The organism is Bacillus sp. FJAT-26390, from assembly GCF_001682865.1.
GTDB lineage: Bacteria > Bacillota > Bacilli > Paenibacillales > Paenibacillaceae > Pristimantibacillus.
Genome location: NZ_MAQX01000034.1, coordinates 456,845 through 477,449, shown reverse-complemented (window position 1 = coordinate 477,449; position 20,605 = coordinate 456,845). Strand labels below are relative to the sequence as shown.

Annotated in this window: 14 protein-coding genes; all 14 read left to right on the top strand. The window is 48.8% G+C overall.

Going from position 1 to position 20,605, the window contains the following annotated elements; genetic code table 11:
- Positions 1–102 precede the first annotated feature (102 nt).
- On the top strand, positions 103–1,074 hold the full coding sequence (locus A7975_RS29130) for a carbohydrate ABC transporter permease (RefSeq protein WP_065387460.1): 972 nt from the start codon (positions 103–105) through the stop codon (positions 1,072–1,074).
- A complete protein-coding gene (locus A7975_RS29125) occupies positions 1,071–1,985 on the top strand; it encodes a carbohydrate ABC transporter permease (protein WP_065387459.1) in 915 nt (304 codons plus the stop codon). The genes A7975_RS29130 and A7975_RS29125 overlap by 4 nt, the downstream gene beginning before the upstream one ends.
- Positions 1,986–2,023: 38 nt before the next feature.
- Positions 2,024–3,409: an extracellular solute-binding protein gene (locus A7975_RS29120; RefSeq protein WP_082198522.1), complete on the top strand. Its 1,386-nt coding sequence runs from the start codon at positions 2,024–2,026 to the stop codon at positions 3,407–3,409.
- A gap of 32 nt (positions 3,410–3,441) precedes the next feature.
- Positions 3,442–5,670, top strand: a complete 2,229-nt coding sequence (locus tag A7975_RS29115; RefSeq protein ID WP_065387458.1) for a GH92 family glycosyl hydrolase — start codon at positions 3,442–3,444, stop codon at positions 5,668–5,670.
- Positions 5,667–7,769, top strand: coding sequence for a GxGYxYP domain-containing protein (locus A7975_RS29110; protein ID WP_065387457.1), 2,103 nt, complete (start codon positions 5,667–5,669; stop codon positions 7,767–7,769). The genes A7975_RS29115 and A7975_RS29110 overlap by 4 nt, the downstream gene beginning before the upstream one ends.
- Before the next feature lie 87 nt (positions 7,770–7,856).
- The gene (locus A7975_RS29105; RefSeq protein ID WP_065387456.1) at positions 7,857–9,398 is read left to right on the top strand and encodes a GxGYxYP domain-containing protein; all 1,542 of its coding nucleotides are present in this window, start codon (positions 7,857–7,859) and stop codon (positions 9,396–9,398) included.
- A 417-nt stretch (positions 9,399–9,815) separates the two neighbouring features.
- Positions 9,816–11,108: an ABC transporter substrate-binding protein gene (locus tag A7975_RS29100; protein ID WP_053372181.1), complete on the top strand. Its 1,293-nt coding sequence runs from the start codon at positions 9,816–9,818 to the stop codon at positions 11,106–11,108.
- A gap of 80 nt (positions 11,109–11,188) precedes the next feature.
- Positions 11,189–12,088, top strand: a complete 900-nt coding sequence (locus A7975_RS29095) for a carbohydrate ABC transporter permease (RefSeq protein ID WP_053372180.1) — start codon at positions 11,189–11,191, stop codon at positions 12,086–12,088.
- Between the two features lie 41 nt (positions 12,089–12,129).
- Positions 12,130–12,957 carry a carbohydrate ABC transporter permease gene (locus tag A7975_RS29090; RefSeq protein ID WP_053372179.1) on the top strand — a complete coding sequence of 276 codons (828 nt, stop codon included), beginning with the start codon at positions 12,130–12,132 and terminating at the stop codon, positions 12,955–12,957.
- An 81-nt stretch (positions 12,958–13,038) separates the two neighbouring features.
- Positions 13,039–14,160, top strand: a complete 1,122-nt coding sequence (locus A7975_RS29085) for a GntR family transcriptional regulator (protein ID WP_053372178.1) — start codon at positions 13,039–13,041, stop codon at positions 14,158–14,160.
- Between the two features lie 211 nt (positions 14,161–14,371).
- A complete protein-coding gene (locus tag A7975_RS29080) occupies positions 14,372–17,515 on the top strand; it encodes an alpha-mannosidase (protein WP_065387455.1) in 3,144 nt (1,047 codons plus the stop codon).
- 1 nt (position 17,516) lies between these two features.
- Complete coding sequence (locus A7975_RS29075; protein ID WP_065387454.1) at positions 17,517–18,800, top strand: glycoside hydrolase family 125 protein; 1,284 nt, start codon at positions 17,517–17,519, stop codon at positions 18,798–18,800.
- 16 nt (positions 18,801–18,816) lie between these two features.
- On the top strand, positions 18,817–19,776 hold the full coding sequence (locus A7975_RS29070) for an aldo/keto reductase (RefSeq protein ID WP_065387453.1): 960 nt from the start codon (positions 18,817–18,819) through the stop codon (positions 19,774–19,776).
- A 20-nt stretch (positions 19,777–19,796) separates the two neighbouring features.
- The gene (locus A7975_RS29065) at positions 19,797–20,561 is read left to right on the top strand and encodes a sugar phosphate isomerase/epimerase family protein (RefSeq protein WP_053372174.1); all 765 of its coding nucleotides are present in this window, start codon (positions 19,797–19,799) and stop codon (positions 20,559–20,561) included.
- Positions 20,562–20,605: the final 44 nt, after the last annotated feature.

Below are 20,605 nucleotides of genomic sequence, written 5' to 3'. Positions count from 1 at the left end.
CTGCAGTTTTTTTGTATGGTTTAATGACATAGAGCTATATTGACATATTTGCAATATTAAATATAATAAACATAGAACTACAAAGAACGGAGGCATCTTCTATTGATTTCATCCTCTAGACCGCAATTATTCGCTTCGGATAACAAAGTCAGTTTTAAAACGAAGCTGCGCCAATTTCGAAGGCGCAAGAGAGATCCGATCGCCGCTCTGCTTATTTTGGGACCGCTCGTGCTATGGTGGTTTGTCATTGGCGGCGTTCCGACACTGTTTGGCTTCTTGCTCGGCTTCTTTGACTGGGTTGGGCTCACGGCTAAGCCTGAGTTCATCGGGCTCGGAAACTACGTACAGTTTTTCACTGACCCAATCTATTATGAATCGCTGTTCCGGGCCGTATGGATGGGCATGCTTGGAACGGGCTTAACCATCCTATTCGGGTTTGGCGCTGCGCTGCTAATGAATTTGCCTTTAAGGGGCAGAGGCATTTACCGGACCATTTGGTATGTTCCTGTCGTTACTTCCACGGTAGCTACAACCCAGGTATTCAACATTTTTCTTGATCCGAGCAATGGCGTCATCAATAACGTGCTGGTCAGCATGGGGCTTCAGCCGATTTTGTGGGGATATTCCACATTCTGGGGCGTGTTCTGGATTATCGTGTATACGGTATGGAAAGGCATTGGAGGCACGGCGCTATTATGGCTGGCTGGGCTGCAGTCGATCGATAGGCAGCTGTACGAAGCGGCGCAGATGGACGGCGCAAATGCTTGGAAGCGATTTCTGCATGTGACGATGCCAGGCTTGAAGCCAATTACGACATATGTGATGATCACCGGCTTTATCGGAGCCGTTCAAATTTATGAACAAGTCATGTTCATAACGGGCGGCGGTCCTTACGGCACGACGGAGGTTCTTGTTTTCCGGATTCTTAGGGACGCTTTCTGGGACTTTAATTTAGGGATGGCGGGCGCTTCATCCGTCATACTTGCCGGGGTCGTCTTCCTGTTCACCGTCATTTATTTCCGAATGATGACCGAGAACGAGAGAACGAGCCGCAAAAGGAGGGAGAGAGGATGAGCCATATGATGTCGCCTAAACGGCGAAAGCCGCTTTATCTGTTAGGACATGCGTCCTTGCTGCTTGGCGGTTTGGTTCTTCTGTATCCGATTCTGTTTATCGTATTGGTCGGTTTCATGACGAAGGAGGAATATGCGTCGACCGTAATCGGTCTGTTCCCATTGCCGGAAGAAATGACGTTTAAAAATTATGCGACGCTCTTGTTCGGGTCTGCAGACAGCAATGTACAAACCTATTTCGCCAACTCGCTCCTTCGAACCGGCTATAACGTAGTCTGGGCTTGCCTGACATCATTGCTTGCGGGATATGTGTTTGCAAGATTGAAATTTGCTGGACGGGAAACGCTTTTCCTTGCTTTGCTGGCATCGCAAATGATTCCGGGTGTCGTGGGCCTGATTCCTACCTTTATTCAGTACGCAAGATGGCCTTATGCCGGAGGAAACGACGTATTTTTCGGCGGGCAAGGCATCTTGGATTCGTTCTGGGTGTACGTAATCGGCGGTCCAGCCATCAACATTATGGGAACCTTCCTAATGAAGCAATCGCTCGAGAAGCTGCCTTATGAGCTGGAGGAGGCAGCCAGAGTGGATGGGGCGAGCTTGGTTCGAATTATCTTTGGACTGGTGCTGCCGCTTCAAAAGCCGATCTTGGCATTTATTGCGATTACGACGGCAATTGGAACCTGGAATGATTGGTCGACGCCATTCTTCTTCACGAGCAGCGAAAGTCTCCAGACCTTGCCTGCCGCGATTACGAGGCTCAGCTCTATCGCCTCGAACCCGATGAGCATTCCTGATTATCCGCTCATCATTACGCTGGGCCTTGGCGTCACGCTGCCTGCTCTGCTCTTATTCTTTTTCTTTCAACGGTACATGGTGGAAGGGCTTGCGAACAGCGGGCTGAAAGGCTGATAACTGCTTTTGACAGACATACGCGGAGGTTGACTAACTTGAAAAAAATATGCAAAACAAAAATGCTGCTTGTCTTGCTCGTTATTATGGCTGTTCTCGGTACGGCTGCATGCTCGTCATCTAAAGGCAGCGGCAAGGAGGCGGCCGAGACCGATGGAGCTTCTGAAGCTGGCAATAGTCCGCTTGTCGTACTTGCCGACGGAGCAATTAATCTAGGAACAGGCAGCGGAGATGAAGTTGTAGCACGCAGAAAGAACGATATGCTGACAACCGAGTACGGAAATGACGGTAAATTTCAATATGAATGGACCTCAACTATCAATGAAGAGATGAAGAAGCAAGGCGTTGCTCTCAGATATGAAGATTGGGGCTGGGCAGAGCCATTGATCCAGAAGCAATCCACTGCCATCCTCTCTGACCAAGGGCCGGATATTATGATCGGCGAGACGCAGTCACCGGGGTTTGCGGCTCAAGGGGTATTCGAGCCTTTCCCGGAGTGGCTTGATCAAGAAATTCGCGAAAACATCGTAGAAGGCGCTTGGAAGCCAATGGAGGTTGACGGCAAAATATACGGCGTTGCGGTGCAGCCGGGAGTCAGCAATTTGTATTGGAACAAGGAGCTTTTCCGGCAGGCCGGCCTGGATCCGGAGAAGCCTCCTGCTACTTGGAGCGAATGGACCCAGATGTCCAAACAAATCGCCGAAGCGGGTAAAGGGAAGTTTTTTGCAGGAGGCGTCTATGCGGGTCCGAATTTCGGAGGCGTGCTGCGGTTCGGCTCATTGTTAATGGTAAGCGGCGGCGGATTCGTAGACGGAGAGAACAAAGCGGCGTTCAACCAGCCGAGCAATGCTGCGGCCTTCGAGCTTATTCGCGAGCTGGCCAAATACAACAACAAAGGCGCATTGGTATCGAATGCGGAAGCTCCGTTCTGGGATGGATTTCAGAAAGGGCAATTGGCTTTCGCGGTGGACGGGCCTTGGCGGGCTCAAATTTGCAAGGATTTGAAGATGGATTGCGGCATTGCGCCGCTGCCGATTCCTGAGGGCGGCAAAGTAGGGAATCTGACGATCGGAGCAGCGTTCCTATCGGTTCCGGCTTACTCGAAGAATAAGGAAAATGCGTTCAAGTACATTCAAGCGGCAATCAGCCCGGCATCGCAGGAAATCGTCAAAAAATTCAACATTCGTCCCGTTATACGCAAAGATATCGGTGAAAGCGAAGGCTATCGTACCGAGCATCCTGAGCTCTACCAGGTTTATCAGGGGTTGAAGGAAAACGTGCAAGGGCTGCCGACATTTGACAAAGCCAGCTCCAAAGTATGGCAGGCCTTTCAGGAAGCGGTGGCTAAGACGTTCATGACGGAAGAGCCGATCGATAAGCTGTTGAACGAAGCGCAAGACAAAGCGGAGAAGCTGACCCGCTAACGCGCTATCACGAATAAGGGAGACTAGATCAAATGAAACTTTTGGATTTCGTTAATCCGCTGCAAGGTACCGCATCCGTCATGAAATTCTCAAATGGCAATACGCTGCCCCTCATTACACGTCCGTTCGGCATGGCATCATGGAGTCCGCAGACGGATGAGGCGGGCGAAAGATGGTTTTTCCATCCTTCCCACCGCAGCCTGCAAGGCATCCGCCTTACTCATCAGCCAAGCCCATGGATGGCTGATTATGGACATTTGCTGCTAATGCCCCAAGCAGGTCCGTTATATTTGTCCCCATTTGATTGGGCGTCTTCTTTCAGGCCTGAGGAAACAATCATCAAGCCCGATTATTACCGGGTCCGGCTCCTTCGCTACAGAGCGACGCTGGAGCTTGCGCCAACCGTACGCTGCGCCGTCATTCGAATCCGCTTCGAGGAGCGGGACGGCGCTCGGTTTCTCGTATCGCCATTTGAGGGAGAGTCTTCCATTCAGATCAACTCGGCTGCCCGCCTTGTGACGGGCTTCACCAGAGCGAACAGCGAAAATCTCGTACCGGAAAATTTTGCCCAGTACTTTGCTATTTCATTCGATTGCGATATTAATGACGGGCAAAGCGGAACATTCGATAAGGAATTTGCTCAAAATGATTCTATGGCTGCGAGCGGTAACCGTGTCGGCGCGTATGTCGGTTTGGAAGTTCCGGAAACGGGCTATGTGCAGGCAAGGGTCGCGACTTCGTTTATCAGCGTCGAGCAGGCTCTTCTTAATATGAAAAATGAGATCGGCGAACGCAGCTTTGATGAGGTTAGAACTGAAGCGGCTGAAGAGTGGGAGACTACGCTCGGCAAAATCCAAGTTGAGGACAAGGACGACGAAAAACTAAAAACGTTTTATACGAGCCTGTATCGCACCTCGTTGTTCCCGAGGGTTTGGTATGAGTATGACGATAATGGCGATCAAGTCCACTACAGCGCATTCAGCGGCAATGTAGAGTCAGGCCCTATGTATTCGGACAATGGCTTCTGGGATACGTTTCGTACGGAGTATCCGCTGCTCTCGATTCTCTCGCCAACGCTCGTAAGCGAAATGCTGCAAGCTTGGGTGAACGTGTATAAGGAAGGCGGCTGGATGCCGAAGTGGGTGTCGCCAGGGGAGAGAAGCTTAATGCCTGGCACGCTGATCGATGCGGTATTTGCAGACGCTTATGTCAAAGGCGTTCGCGGCTTCGACGTTGAGGCCGCCTATGAAGGCTTGATAAAGCATGCAACCGTGGATTCCGGGAAAGAAGGCATTGGGCGCAAAGGTTTGGCCGATTATGTGAAATATGGATTTATGCCAAGCGACAAGTACCACGAAAGCGTAAGCAACGCACTCGATTATTATTATGGCGATTTCTGTATCGCCCAGCTTGCTGAAGGGTTAGGGAAGCAGGAGGAGAGCCGGCAAATGCTGGAACGATCTAAAAATTATGCTCGGCTTTACGATCCGCAGGCCGGCTTTATGCGCGGGCTAAAGGCAGACGGAAGCAGGGAGGACGAGTTCGATCCCTTCGCTTGGGGCGGCGATTATTGCGAAGGCGGCCCGTGGCAGACAAGCTGGGCGGTGCAGCATGACTTGCTGGGGCTCGCTAAGCTTATGGGCGGAAGAGAGAAGATGTATAACCGTTTGCTCGAGCTGTTTGCGACGCCGCCGCACTTCCGTATCGGTTCGTACTCTTTTGAGATTCACGAAATGTCGGAGATGGCCGCTGTTGATTTTGGACAATTCGCGATCAGCAACCAGCCAAGCTTTCACATTCCTTACCTATTTACAGCCATCGGTTATCCGTCGGAAACGCAGTATTGGGTAAGAAAAACGATGGAGGAATTGTTCAGCTCGCATCCAGACGGTCTGCCTGGCGATGAAGACAATGGAAGCATGAGCGCTTGGTACATTTTTGGAGCACTCGGCATCTATCCGTTATCTCCGGGAACGCCGGAATATGTATGGGGCAGTCCGCTATTCAAAAAAGCGGTGCTGACTTTGGAGAGCGGTGTGCAGCTTACCATCGAATCGGAAAATAACAGTACGGAAAATGTTTACGTTCATGCCATTTACGTGAACGACGAGCTTCAGGATGGCTTGTCAATTCCTCATGAGACGATTATGGCCGGCGGTACGATCCGATTTGTAATGACGGACCGCCCTGCAAATAAAGAGTATGCCGAAGAGCAGCTGCCATTCTCGCTCAGCAGCTGCATGAAGGAGAGTTTGCTATGACCAAAACAAGGAAGAGAGCCTCGAGCGCAATAGCCTTATTGCTGGCAGCAATGATCATTTTGTCAGGCTGCCAGAAGACAGCTTCGGAATCGGAATCCATATTTCCTCAATTAACGATAGCCAAGCATCTTTATGTCATTAAGGGCGATGATCTTAAAGAAGAAGAGTGGGTGCTTGCCGAAACGCTTCAAGGCATCGTGGCGCAGGAGCAAGCGGAAATCTATATCGACAACGGCAACGCATATACCGTATGGCTGGAAGATATGAAAGCAAGCTATGGCATTACCTACGAGTATGTTCAGTCTGTCTGGGATCTCGTGGACAAATTCAAAGGCAAGCTAAATGAAAATGGATTCGTGCAGTTCAAAAGAAGCAATACTTCTACTGTCAATGCAGCCTCTACGGTCAGTGGCGCGATGAAGTATGTGGCGGTGGAAGAGTCGCTTGCGGATGCAGCTGTCCAGCACGGGCTAGTCCAGAAGCTTGATGTAAGCGACAAGGATGAAATGTGGGCTTTAACCGAATATGGGGACAAGCTGAATAAAGATTTTATATTCAAACAGGCGTACAGCTTGAACTCCCTTCGGGATTACGGGGCTGCGGTAAAAGGTTTATACATGTACGATGCCAGCCTCGCGGAAATGAAGGAAGCGTTCGATTGGACGAATCCGAACAGTGCCATTATGGGATGGCATTCGGATGAGCTGTCTGGCGTCGATACGGCTTCTCGTCTGGGCAAAATGACGATCGCATCAGACCATGCGCATAATCTGTCGGTCTTCTCAGCGCTTCCGCGCGAGCAATTGAAGCAGAAAAAAACAAAGAAGAACGCAAGAGACGGCGAGAAGGTTCACTACGTTACTTTCATTATGAGCGATGGCGATAATGTGCAATGGTATGTGAACGGAGCGCCGCTCGCTTCCAAGATGCAAGGCCATAAGGACAAGGGGAAGGTTCCGTTTGGCTGGTCAATTGCGCCGAGCTTAGCGGATCTTGCACCGAACCTTATGAAATACAGCTATGAGAAGGCGACGGAGAATGATTATTTTGTAGCTGCCGTATCCGGCATCGGCTACATCAACCCGTCGCTCTATCCCGAAGAGACATTGAAAAGATTTATGAAGGATACCAACGCTTTCATGAAGAGAGCTGATTTGAAATATGTCTCGATTCTTGATAATGAAATCTCACAAGACGTGATTGACCAATATGCCGCTCAGGATCAGATCGAAGGCGGATTCTACTTCATGGGCTACAAATACGGAGATGGAAAAGGAGCGCTCTCTTGGTCGAACGGAAAGCCGTTTATAGCAGCGCGTGAAACGCTTTGGGAGACGGAGCCGCTAGAGATGGCCGTACGTTTGAACAGCTACAAAAAAGACCCTAGCGTAATAGAGGGCTACACCATGGTTAATGTGCATCCGTGGTCCCACAACTATCAGGACGTCTTGGACATCACGGCTAATCTTGGCCCAGATGTCGTTGTCGTAACGCCTGATGAGTTCATGGAGCTGATTAAAAAAAATGTGAAGCAGGAAAATGTAAGCGAGCTGGACGATGTGACCTCCTTTGATTATTCCGCTGTGAAGAAGAAATTAGACGAGGGAATCATTGATTTGGACGAGGTCGCTAATATGGCAGCCGATACGAAGTATATATATACCTTTGATAAGGACTCGGAAGGCTGGGAAGCGGTCGATGCCGGCAAAGAATACGATAAGGCGGGCTGGTTCGAGCAAGACGGCAACGGGTTTTTGCAGATGGACGGATCCGACCTTGGCAAAAAGGATCTGAAGCCGAATGGTTATTTCTATAAGAAGCTCTTATTGCCGACAGGCAAGGTGACGATGAGCTTCGACATCAAGTCGAAGAGCTCGGATCACGACGGGGATTTTCAAATTGAGATTATTCAGGAGGATCAGTCGATTACGACCTTGGCGCCGTGGGAGACGATCAAAACCGGGGAGTGGACGGCCAAGACCGTTGATTTGAGCGCGTTTGCCGGTAAGGCGGTTACGATTCTTCTGGAGCAGTCCGACAGTGGGCAAGGAGACGGCGAGTATATTCATTTGGACAATCTAAAAATTACAAGCAACTAACGATCGATCTATGTTAAGCCAAGGCCAAGCATCCTTCTGAGTAAGGGGCTCTGGCCTTATGGCATGACGACACGGGGGAGTGAGAAAATGATGAAACTTGCTAAATGGCTGGGGATAGCGATTTTTGTACTTATTTTGGCCGGTTGCAGCGGTGCGAATGCAAAGACCTTTAGTTATTTTCCGAAAATTGAAGCACCTGAGCATTTATACGTCATTCAAAAATCGTCCTTAAGCCCGGAGGAGCTTGTCCTGGTGGGGACGCTGCAAGGGGTCTTGGCTCAAGACAAACCAGAAATTTATATTACAGACGATGCTTACGATGATTGGCTGGAAGAGCTGAGAGCGAAGCATGGCGTGAAGACCGAGGAGGTAAAAGATGCTTGGACACTGATGGAGAAGTTTAAAGATCGTATCCAAGGTTTTTACGCCTACGAGAACAATACGCCATCCGTGAACGTGGCCACCTCGCTGGCCGGGCTGAAACAAGCCGTTGCAGCCGAGAAAGCATTGTCCTCCAAAATGGAGTCCATCGGCTTGAAGCAATTGGAGGATGTAAGCGATAAGGATGACATGTGGCTGTTTAAGCAATACGGCGACCAATTTAACAAGGATATTATCGTGCAGCTGCATCCGGAAAGAGGGGAGCTGCGTGATTATGGCGTGGCGCTTAAAGCGATGTACATCTACGACAGCGTAAACGATGAAGAGCTGCCTGAAATCTACAAATCATTGAACCCTGACGCGATTCGCCTCGGCTGGGGGAAAGGGAGCGAATCTGAGCATATCGCGCCAGCGAGCCTGCAAGGCGTTGCTGCGATTCCTTCGGATTGGGCGATGAATTTGACCGCTTTATCAGCTGTGAAGCCCCAAAAGGCATTCAAGCAGCCTTATCATGTCAAAGCGGGAGAGGCAGATGCGAGAGCGCATTATGTGTCGTTTGTAATGAGCGATGGGGATAATGTGCAATGGCTTCTGAATGATTTTGTTAAAAATAATAAATATTATGGAAGCAGCGAGCGCGGGCAGTTTCCGATGGGCTGGCAGATGGCTCCGACACTCGCCGACTTGGCGCCGGACGCGCTATCGTTGATTTACGAAAAGGCGAAGAAGGATCATTTTGTGGTCGCGGTCTCAGGTACGGGCTATTTCTTTCCCAGCGAGTATCCCGAGGAGGCTCTCAAGGAAAATGTCAAACGGCTTGACGCTTATATGAAAAAAACAGACATGCAGCTGGCGGTGCTTCTGGATTGGAATAGTCCGGAGAAAGCATCCATCGAGCAATTCGCTTCGGTTCCCTCCTTAAAAGGAGGCATTCTCGCATATGGAGAAAAATACGTAGGAGGAGCAGGCAAGGTGTGGTGGGCGAAGGACAAGCCGTTCGTTAGCGTAAGAGAGACACTGTGGGATGCCGATCCCGTAAAGATGGCGGAGCGCATTAACGGCTATACGACCGACCCGACAAAGGAAGAGGGCTATACGATTATTAACGTGCATCCATGGAGTCGGACGATGAGCGATGTGCGGAGCGTAATCGACCATTTGGATGCCCACGTGAAGGTTGTGTCGCCGGAAGAGCTGTTTGACCGTATCGTTCGGGACGTGAAGGCGAGGACGCCGCTTGCGGAGTAATCGCACCTGCAAATTTTACCGATAGACTTTATTGCTGGAACGTTTACTATAAGTGTAGAGGGGGATGTATAACAAATATATTATTAGGTATATAAATATGTGAATGTTAAGCGGTACCATTAAAATAAGATATATAAATTAAATATATTTATGGGAAAAACCTCTTGATTTTCAATCCATGATGATATATCATCTTATTACACCACTACGGGATGTTTACACAATAAGTTATACCAAATGTGGTGAGATTCATTTTAGATACGATTTGTAAGCGTTTTTTTGAAAATGGCAGTCACAGAGGTGATTCCCATTACGATTGAGGGGGTCTGCACGAATTGATGTTATGACAGCGCTCTATTTATTGCTTCCGCTCCATGATGCAGTGCTTTGAATAATTCATACAGGGGGAACCAAGACATGAACAAAAAACTAACGTATTTGTTTGTACTTACACTGATTACTGCTATTTTTCTCTCGGCTTGCAGCGGAGGGAACGGAAATAAAGGAGAAAACAGTCCGAATAACGGGGGCTCCTCTTCAGAAGGCGGAAAAGTAAAATTAACGTTATGGTATTGGAATGGCGCGATTTCGGATTCGACGATCGAAGAAGCAAAGACAAAATTTCCGAACATTGAGCTGAATGCACAAAAGCTGCCTCCTGGCGGCGAGTACATGACTAAGCTGAAAACGTCGCTAGCCGGCGGCGCTGGCGGTCCGGATATAACGGCAATGGACAGCTGGATTACAGAATTGATTCAATACAGCGACAAATTCGTTAATTTGAACGAATATGGCGCGGCTGATCTGAAGGATCAGTACTTGGAGTGGAAATGGAATATAGCATCGGCTGACGAAGGCAAGGTTCAAATGGCGTTGCCGATCGACGTCGCGCCGACGGTTATGTTCTACCGCGAGGATCTGTTCAAGCAAGCCGGTGTTCCATCTACTCCGGAAGAGCTTAAAGCTCAGGTGAAGACATGGGATGACTACATTGCGTTATCCAAGACGGTTCATGAAAAAACAAAAGGCGGCATGGGTACGATCGTGGATATCTACCGCAACGTTATCGGACAATTGCCAACTCGCTACTTCGATGAAACAGGTAAATTCATTGGCGAAGATGGTCATGTGAAGCAAGCTTGGGACACTGCGGTCAAAGCTTATCAATCGGGCGCAACGTTCGGCATGTCGTCGAGCTCGGAGAGCAATGCGGCGCTTAACAACGGCACGATGGCATCCATTATCGGTGCTTCTTGGATGAAAGGCGACATCATTGCTGCAGCTCCGGATACGAAAGGCAAATGGCGGATTGCTTACCCAGCAGGCGGTGTAGGCAACCAAGGCGGTTCCTTCTTCGGTGCTCTGAAAACAACGAAACATCCGAAAGAAGCAGCTGAGCTTATTAAGTTCCTGACGAGCACGGACAGCCTTAAAAAAGGATTTATGGAATTCGGAAACTATCCTTCAACGCCAGGCATCTATGAAGATGAAGACATGAAGCAGCCGGACGAGTTCTTCGGCGGGCAGGCTGTCGGCGTTGTGTTCGGCGAAGCGGCGAAGGATGTTGTAATCTCGCATTCCGATCCAAAAGACGGCAAGGTAGAGGACGCTATTATTGAACAGCTCGGCTTGGTTGATACAAGCAAAAAAGATCCGGAAGCAGCTTGGAAAGAAGCTATGGAAAACGTAAAAAGAGAATTGAGCCGTTAAAACGGTAATGAGGAAGGGCGATGGCCTCTTGGTCTCGTCCTTCTTTCACCCATGCATCGAGACGTTAGGAGGTTGGCAATATGGGTACTAATGTAAGGCATACGTGGAAAGAAGTCCTTAAAAATAAGACGCTGTATCTGTTTATTTCTCCCTTTTATCTTTTGTTTTTAGTTTTTGGTCTGTTCCCTATCTTGTTCTCAGCCTATCTTGCGGTTAACAAATGGGATGGGATCGGGGATTTGGAGTATGTAGGATTTTCGCAATTCCAGTTTCTGTTTAAAGACCCCAAATTTTACGATGCCGTACAAAACACGTTCACGATCTGGGCGATGGCTAATATTCCGCTATTATGCAGCGCGCTCGTGTTCGCCTTTTTAATTAATTTGAGTATCGTTCGATTTAAGGATTTTTATCGTATTGCCTTCTATCTTCCAAACGTAACCGCAATGGTCGCTGTTGTTATTATCTTTCAATCCTTTTTTGGAAACCATTACGGCTTTGCAAACTACCTTTTGCAAAAAATCGGCCTGAATGAAGTGGCTTGGCTGAATCACAAAATAAGCGTGCAATTCATTATCGCGACGATGATTTATTGGAGATTCCTTGGCTATAATATGATCATTTATTTGGCTGGTCTTCAGAAAATTCCAAATGATCTTTATGAAGCTGCTAAAATTGACGGTGCAACCATGTATGATACTTTTTCAAAAATTACGATACCGATGCTTCGGCCGATTATTTTGTTCACAGTTATGATGTCGACAATCGGCGGCTTGCAAATTTTCACGGAGCCTCAAGTGCTCGCAACGCTCACATCACCTTATCCAGGTTCTGAAACGATTGTGCTCTACTTGTTCCGAGAAGCATTCAAGTATAACAACTATGGCTACGCAGCAGCAGTTTCTTGGGTAATGTTCGCGATCATTATGGTCATCTCATTCCTGAACTGGAAACTATTCAAGCCTGCGGATGATCGTTAACCCGGTGATAGATACGACAAACCTTTCGTGAGGTGCAGGACATGCCAAAAGAAATAATTAAAAAACTGACGATTCATCTGGTCTTGATGATCGGAGTTGTTATATCCATTTTCCCGTTTTATTGGTTGTTCGTGATGTCAACAAACACAACCAGCGCCGTATTCGCGTTCCCGCCAAAGCTCGTTGTCGGCGATCAATTATGGGTAAACATTCGCAGCGTGCTCGATACTATTGATTTTGGCCGCGCGTTTATGAATACCGTATTTGTTGCTGTCGTTACGACTGTCTTGCGATTGTTTCTCGAATCGCTTGCAGGCTTCGCATTTGCGAAATTCAAGTTTCCCGGCAGCAAAATATTGTTTGTCCTGCTGCTTGCGACGATGATGATTCCAGGGCAGCTGTCGCTTGTACCGCAATTCATGATTATGAAGGAGCTAGGCTGGCTAGGGGATTACAAAGCGTTAATCATACCTGGTCTAGCTGGCGCGTTCGGCATCTTCTGGATTCGCCAATTCGCTCAGGACGCGATTCATGACGAGCTTTTGGAAGCGGGACGGATAGACGGCTGCAACAATTTCAGGCTTTATTTCAACGTTGCGCTTCCGGTTCTGCGGCCGGCACTCGCTTTCCTTGGCATTACTTCCTTTATGGCAACGTGGGAAGATTACTTGTGGCCGTTAGTCGTATTGACCGATTCATCGAAATTTACGCTGATGGTTGCGCTCGCATCAATGAAAACAACACATACCGCGAACTATGCTATGCTTATGGCTGGGACGCTGCTGGCAACGCTGCCGCTCATCGTTTTTTTCCTAATCGTCAGCCGTCAATTTATTGCCGGGCTTTCTGACGGGGCGGTTAAAAGCTAATTTATTGGTATGCAAGCCTTACAGCCTCTGGTAAAATGGACATAACATTTAGATTAAAATGAACAGGGTGGCGGAGTGCTGATGCAAGGTAGCAAGCCCTTATATCTTCGGATTATGGAAGATTTGCAGCAGCAAATCAAAGACGGAGTTTACAGAGATAATGATAAATTGCCAACGGAAATAGATCTTGCGAACCAGTACGGCGTTAGTCGCATTACGTCTAAGCGGGCGCTAATTGAGCTTGAAAAGCAGGGTCTTGTGTATAGGAAGCGCGGGAGCGGGAGCTATGTACGCAACCATGAGGATACGGCAGGAATGGTGAAAGCTTCGGCTTCTTTCCGTACTCCGATCATCTCAATGATTCTTCCTTGGTCCTCGACTGGCCGGCTTGATTACATTCAAGGAGCCAATGATTACTTGGACCCTAGAGGCTATTTCCTAAGTATCCATATTTCAAACTGGAACGTGGAGAAAGAAAAAGAGCTGCTGCTCAAAATGTACAATAGCGGCCATAGCGGCATCATTCTCTACCCGTCGAGTTCTTCTCATAATATCGCAACGGTAAACACGCTTTTCATGAACGATTTCCCGATTGTGCTGATCGACCAGCATTATGAGGGCTTTCCAATCAGTAATGTCGTGTCTGACAATAAAACCGGCGGTTATATGGCAGCCGACCATTTGATACGCAAAGGGCATACCCGCATTGCTTTCCTAACCGCTATCGAGGTTGATCTTCGCAGCACGATTAGGGAGCGGTTTATCGGTTATTGCTCAGCGCATAAGGATCACCGGATTCCAATCCAGAGCGATTTTATCGTTTCGGAGGTTTATAAAGGAATCGCGGATGAGGAACGTATCGCAAAATTAACGACACTGGTTGAGGAATTGGTCGAACAGAATATTACCGCTATTCAAGCCGAGCATGATGATCTGGCGATTGATTTACTCAAGGCTTGTCATCATGCGGGCATATCGGTACCGGAGCAATTGTCCATTGTTGGGTTCGATAATGAGGAGAATGTCGGGTACGCGCAGGTTCCTTTGACGACGGTTGCCCAAAATTACTACGAAATTGGACAAAACGCTGCCAGCTTTATCGTTGATTTTATCGAAAAGAAAAACATGGATTTCCGGCAGAAGCTCATCCCCGTTAATTTGGTGGAAAGAGATAGCGTTAAAGAGTTGGTTGAAGAAGAATAGTCTGTTTTTGGAGTCAACATGCAGAACGAAGCCCCTGGGTATCCCAGGGGCTTTTTTTATATCCGCTTCGGATGCGGGTATAACATATTCCAAATATAAGCATACCAAATTCGACTATTTTTTAATAATTAGTAATATTATTTTATTTACATCATATTTCATTAGATATATAATTGGTATATTACAACATGGTGTCAGGGGGGGCTTATGCATGTTCTTTTTGGAAGACAAGATTAAGGCAAGATTAGACGAAATGGAGCCCTTGCGTTATCGCGATGGGGTAAAAATACCGGAATTCCGCTTTTTAGAAGATGAAAAGGGAGAAATAGGCACTTTTCCTCCCAATGATGAGGAAGCTTGGTCGATCATCGAAACAGGTTCCCGTTGGGAAGGCAGAGATAAGTATGCATGGCTTTCTTGCGAGGTTGATATACCTAAATGCTGGACAGGAAAAAAACTAGTTGGCAGATTCGACTTTGGCAAAACCGATGAAGGAACCAATTCAGGGTTCGAGTCGCTTCTATTTCTGCACGGACAGCCTTACCAAGGCGTAGATGCCAACCACAAGGAAGTGTTTTTGCCCGTTCAGGAAGCCGGTAACAAGCTTCGACTGGATTTCCGCCTTTGGTCCGGCCTGGAAGGCGGTGGCCCCAAAACCGTTCAAGCCCACCGCTTGAAAATGGCGGAAATAAGCTGGCTTGATGAAAGCGCGGATGACTATTATTATACGGTCAAAGCAGCATTGGAAACGGTTCTTGTCCTGCCTGCCGTCCAGCCGGAGCGACATCAGCTTCTCAAAGCGATCGATCGTTCCTTGCGCGAGGTAGAGTGGCAAAACAGGGAAAGCGAAGACTTTTACCGTTCGATCGACGCGGCACTTACAATCTTGAAGGAAGAGCTCGGCCGAATCGAGAAGCATTCGCGCATAACGGTCACTTGTGTCGGACATACCCATATCGACGTCGCTTGGTTATGGAGGCTTAAGCATACGCGCGAGAAGATCGCCCGCTCGTTCTCAACCGTCCTTCGGCTCATGGAGCAATACCCGGATTACGTGTTTTTGCAAACGCAGCCACAATTGTATGCCTACATCAAAGAGGATTATCCCGAGATTTACGCGCGCATTCGCGAGCGGGTGGCGGAGGGCAGATGGGAGGCGGCTGGCGGCATGTGGCTTGAAGCCGACTGCAATATTCCTTCAGGGGAGTCGCTCGTTCGGCAAGTATTGTTCGGTACACGCTTTCTGGAGGACGAGTTCGGAAAGGCATGCACTTATTTATGGCTGCCGGACGTATTTGGCTACAGCTGGGCGCTTCCGCAAATTTTGAAAAAATCGGGAATCGATCGGTTCATGACGACGAAGATCAGCTGGAACCAATTCAACCGTATTCCGCATGACACGTTTACATGGCGCGGGATGGACGGATCGGAGATCATGGCGCATTTCATTACGACTCCCGAGCCTGGCCACGGCAAAGATTCTTGGATGTACACTTATAACGGCAGACTAACAGCCTATGAGGCTTATCATATTTGGGATAATTACAGGGATAAAGAAATAAATGAAGAGCTTCTGCTCTCATACGGCTATGGCGATGGCGGTGGCGGCGTCAACCGCGAGATGCTGGAGATGCGGCGCAGGCTTGATGAAATGCCGGGACTTCCGCATGTGAAGACAGGTACGGCAGGCGATTATTTTGAGCGGCTTAAAGAGACGATCGATGAAACAACGCAATATGTTCATACCTGGGACGGAGAGCTGTACCTGGAGTATCATCGTGGAACCTATACAAGCCAAGCGAATGTGAAACGGATGAATCGCAAGCTTGAGCTCGGATACCGCGAGGGCGAATGGTTAAGCGCATTCGCAAGCCTGCTCGAAGGAAATTGGGGCAAATACGCTCAGCAGCAAATTAATGACGGCTGGAGAATCATTCTTCGCAATCAATTCCATGATATTATTCCGGGCTCTTCCATCCAAGAGGTATATGAGGATGCTGCGGCGGAATACGGAGAAGCGCAAGCCTTGATTTCGGATGTCCGATCGGAAGCGTTAAGACTGATGACAGATGCGGACGCAAACAGCTATACCGTATTTAACGGTTCGACTTGGGAGCGGGAAGATCTGCTTGAAATAGAAAGTCCGGCTCACGGCAGCGGCGTTTGGATCGATCAGGAAGGCAAAGAGCTTGCTGCTCATAAAGGGCAGGAGGGATGGTCGGTGCTGGTGAAGGTGCCGGCGATGGGGTATACGCAGATCCGGTTTATCCCCAAGCCAGCGGAAGGCTCCCAAACAACTTGCTTTGCGTTTACGGAGAGCGGGCTAGAGACCCCATTTTACAAAATGGCATGGAACGAACAAGGCCAACTGACGAACATTTGGGATAAGGAGCTTCGCCGCAATGTTTTGAAGAAGGACGGCCGAGGCAATGTCTTGCGCGTATTTGAAGACAAACCGCTCGCATTTGATGCATGGGATATTGATATTTTCTACAAGGAAAAGATGAAGGAAGTAACGGCGCTGGAATCGGCTGAGCTGCTGGAATCCGGTCCGCTATATGCAATCGTACGTTTCCGCTGGACTTATAACCGTTCTTCTCTCGTTCAAGATATGAAGGTGTACAGCCAAAATCGAAGAATCGACTTTGTGACGAACGTGGATTGGCAGGAACAAAGCCAACTGCTGAAGGCTGCATTCGAGGTTGATGTTCGCTCGACCGAAGCGACATACGATATCCAGTATGGGAACGTCAAACGTCCGACGCACTGGAATACGAGCTGGGACTTAGCGAGATTCGAGGTTGTTGGGCACCAGTGGGCGGATCTCTCGGAGCGCGGATTCGGAGTCAGCTTGCTTAATGATTGCAAATACGGCTATGACATCAAGGACAACGTGCTCAGCTTGTCGCTAATCAAATCGGCTAATTTCCCTGACCCGGAGCAGGATATCGGCTTGCATCAGTTCACTTATTCTTTGCTGCCGCATAAAGGCGATTGGTATGAAGGAGGCACCGTTGCCGCGGCATGGAACTTGAACAATCCGCTGACAAGCCATCCAGGAACAGCTTCCCACACGCCAAAATCGTTGTTCAAGCTTTCGGCTGACGGCGTAATGATCGATGCGGTTAAAAAAGCGGAAGATGAAGATATGGTTATTATCCGGCTGCATGACTACTCGGGAAGCCGCAGTGAAATGACAATCGAAAGCGACCTTGACATCGTCTCGTGGCAGGAATGCAATCTGATGGAAAAACCGATTGGAGAGCTGAATTTGGGTCCTGCTATTGCAACGGCGTTTACGCCTTACGAAATTAAGACATTTGCAGTCGTCTTTAAAGAAAGGAACGATTCCTAAAATGAAACTGACCGATCAAATGAGCCATTTTGTCGAACAAACGATTAGCAAGCTGGAGCGGCATCCTGAGCTGGAAAAGCTCGCCCCGATGTTTGGCCCATGCTTTGCGAGTACGTTTGAGACGACTTTAGAGCGATTAGAGGACGGAACAACCTTCGTCATTACAGGCGATATTCCAGCTATGTGGCTGCGTGACTCTTCTGCACAAGTGAAACATTATCTCCCGCTCGCAGCATCGGATGAGACGCTGCAGCAAATGATCGAAGGTTTGATTCGCAGGCAGTTGAAATATATCGGAATCGACCCTTACGCTAACGCCTTTAATGTAGAGGATAACGATAACCGCATTGACATAGATGAGACCGAACTTAATCCGTGGGTTTGGGAGCGGAAATATGAGATCGATTCCTTGTGTTATCCGATATGGCTAAGCTACTTATATTGGAAAGAGACGGGGATAACGAGCTTGTTCGATGACTCCTTCCGAGCTGCCGTGCACCAAATTATCGATCTTTGGCGGCTGGAGCAGCGGCATACCGAGCAATCGCCCTATCAATTCATTCGGCGGGATTGCCCGCCGACCGATACGCTTAGAAATAACGGGAAGGGCATGCCGGTCAATTATACCGGTATGACCTGGTCAGGCTTCCGTCCAAGCGACGATGCTTGCACGCATGGATATTTGATCCCATCGAACATGTTTGCGGCTGTCGTTCTGAGGTACGTGGAGGAAATTGCGGACTCGATCTATAAGGACAGCGATTTAAATGGCAAAGCGGCTGCCTTGAGGGAAGAAATCGAATACGGCATTGAAACCTACGGCGTGATCAACCATCCCAAATACGGCAAAATGTATGCCTATGAAACGGATGGATTCGGAAACTACAATCTGATGGATGACGCCAATGTGCCGAGCCTGCTGTCAATTCCTTATCTCGGTTACAGGGCGAAGGACGATGAGGTTTACCAGAACACAAGGCGGTTTATTCTCAGTGAAGACAATCCGTACTACTTTGAAGGAACGGCAGCCAGAGGGATTGGCAGCCCGCATACGCCGCAATCCTATATTTGGCATATCGCGCTGAGCATGCAGGGACTGACTTCAATTGACGAGCAGGAGAAACGCGACATTCTGTCGATGCTGTCGTCCACCCATGCGGGAACCGGATTTATGCATGAAGGCTTCCATAAAGACGATCCATCTACTTTTACGAGACCATGGTTTGCATGGGCAAACAGCTTATTTGCAGAATACGTCTCTCTAATAGCCGAACAAACATCTTAAGAATGGACGGGATAACATGAAAACAATTCAAATTCAAGCAAGCCAAAACGGGCAGCCGATCGTTAAATCATGCTCACAGCTTATTATGGGCTCTACTAACTTTTTGCGTGCAGACGATATGGACTACATTCACGAGATGTTTGGCGCTTACCTCGCGGCGGGCGGCAATACGTTCGATACGGCACACCAGTACGATGATTGCGAGCAGAAAATAGGCAGATGGCTGGAGGAGACAGGCAAGCGCGAGCAGGTCAACATTATGACAAAGGGCGCGCATCCGGACGACGGCGAGCCTGGCAATCGGGTGAATGCAAAGGCGATTAACAAGGATGTGCTTGAGAGCTTAGAGCGGCTTCGCACTTCTTACATTGACCTTTACGCGCTGCACCGCGACGATCCTTCCGTCGAAGTTGGGCCGATTATGGAGGCGCTGAACGCGCATGTGGAAGCGGGACGCATTCATGCGATCGGGGCATCGAACTGGAGCCACGAAAGAATTCAAGAGGCTAACGACTATGCCAAAACGCATGGCTTAATCGGATTCACATTCAGCAGCCCGAACCTCAGCTTGGCAAAATGCCGCATCCCGCGTTGGCCGGGCAGCATATCGGCTGGGCAAGAGATGATCGAATGGCATCAGAGTAATAATTTGCCGCTTCTGTCCTGGTCCTCGCAGGCTGGCGGGTTTTTCTCAGGACGTTATACGCCTGACAATTTGGAAGATGAAGAAATGGTTGACGTTTATTATACAGCGGACAACTGGGAGCGTTATCGCCGCGCGACTGAGCTAGCTAACAGCAAAGGCGCGTCAGCTATTCAAATCGCGCTTGCTTACGTGCTGCACCAGACGTATCCGACGGCAGCGCTCATCGGTCCCGAGAGACTGCCTGAATTGCAATCATCCCTTCAAGGAATGAGCATTCCGCTTACAGAAAACGAGATTAAATGGCTGGATTTGGTTACAGACCGCATTTAACATAGAGAGGAGCAACAATAATGGAACATAAATTTGCCGCTCAGCTATATACACTTAGGAACGAGCTTAAGAAGGATTTCTATGAAACGCTTCGCACGCTGAGCAAGATGGGCTGGAAAGCCGTTCAAATCGACGGCTTGCATGATTATCCGGCAGTCGAAATCGCCGCTGTCCTGAAGGAGACGGGATTATCCGTTGCAGGCATGCATGTCGGTTTGGACCGGATGACGCAGGAGCTTGATGTCGTGCTGGAAGAGGCGCGGCTGTTCGGTACGACGGACTTCTTTAATCATTATTTGGAGGGCGAATTGCAAAATGAGGCAGGTTACCGCCTTGCGAAGCGCCAGTTGCTTGAAATCTCCGACAAAGTAAAGCCGCTCGGCTTCCGCGTCGGCTATCACCATCACGAATTCGAGTTCGAAACGGAAGTCGACGGGAAGCCGGCGCTGGATTTCGTGCTGGAGCCTGAGGGCGACCGCTTCATTTATCCGGAAATTGATACCTATTGGGTAAGCTTTGCAAACCGTGACCCTCTTTCATACATGTCCAAATTCCCGAACAAAATACCGATTCTGCATTTGAAGGATATGTCCGCAGATGAAAGCAGAACGTTCACGGAAATCGGTAACGGCGTCATTGATTTTGAGCCGATTTTGAAGTGGGGCGAGCAAAGCGGCGTTGAATGGTATTGCGTGGAGCAGGATTACTGCCCAGGCAGCCCGTTCGACAGCTTGGAGATTAGCTTTAACTATTTGAAAGAAATGACAGCCAAATGGAACAAGTAGATTAGCGGTGGAAATAGGTGGAGTGAGCTTCTTTACAACTCGCT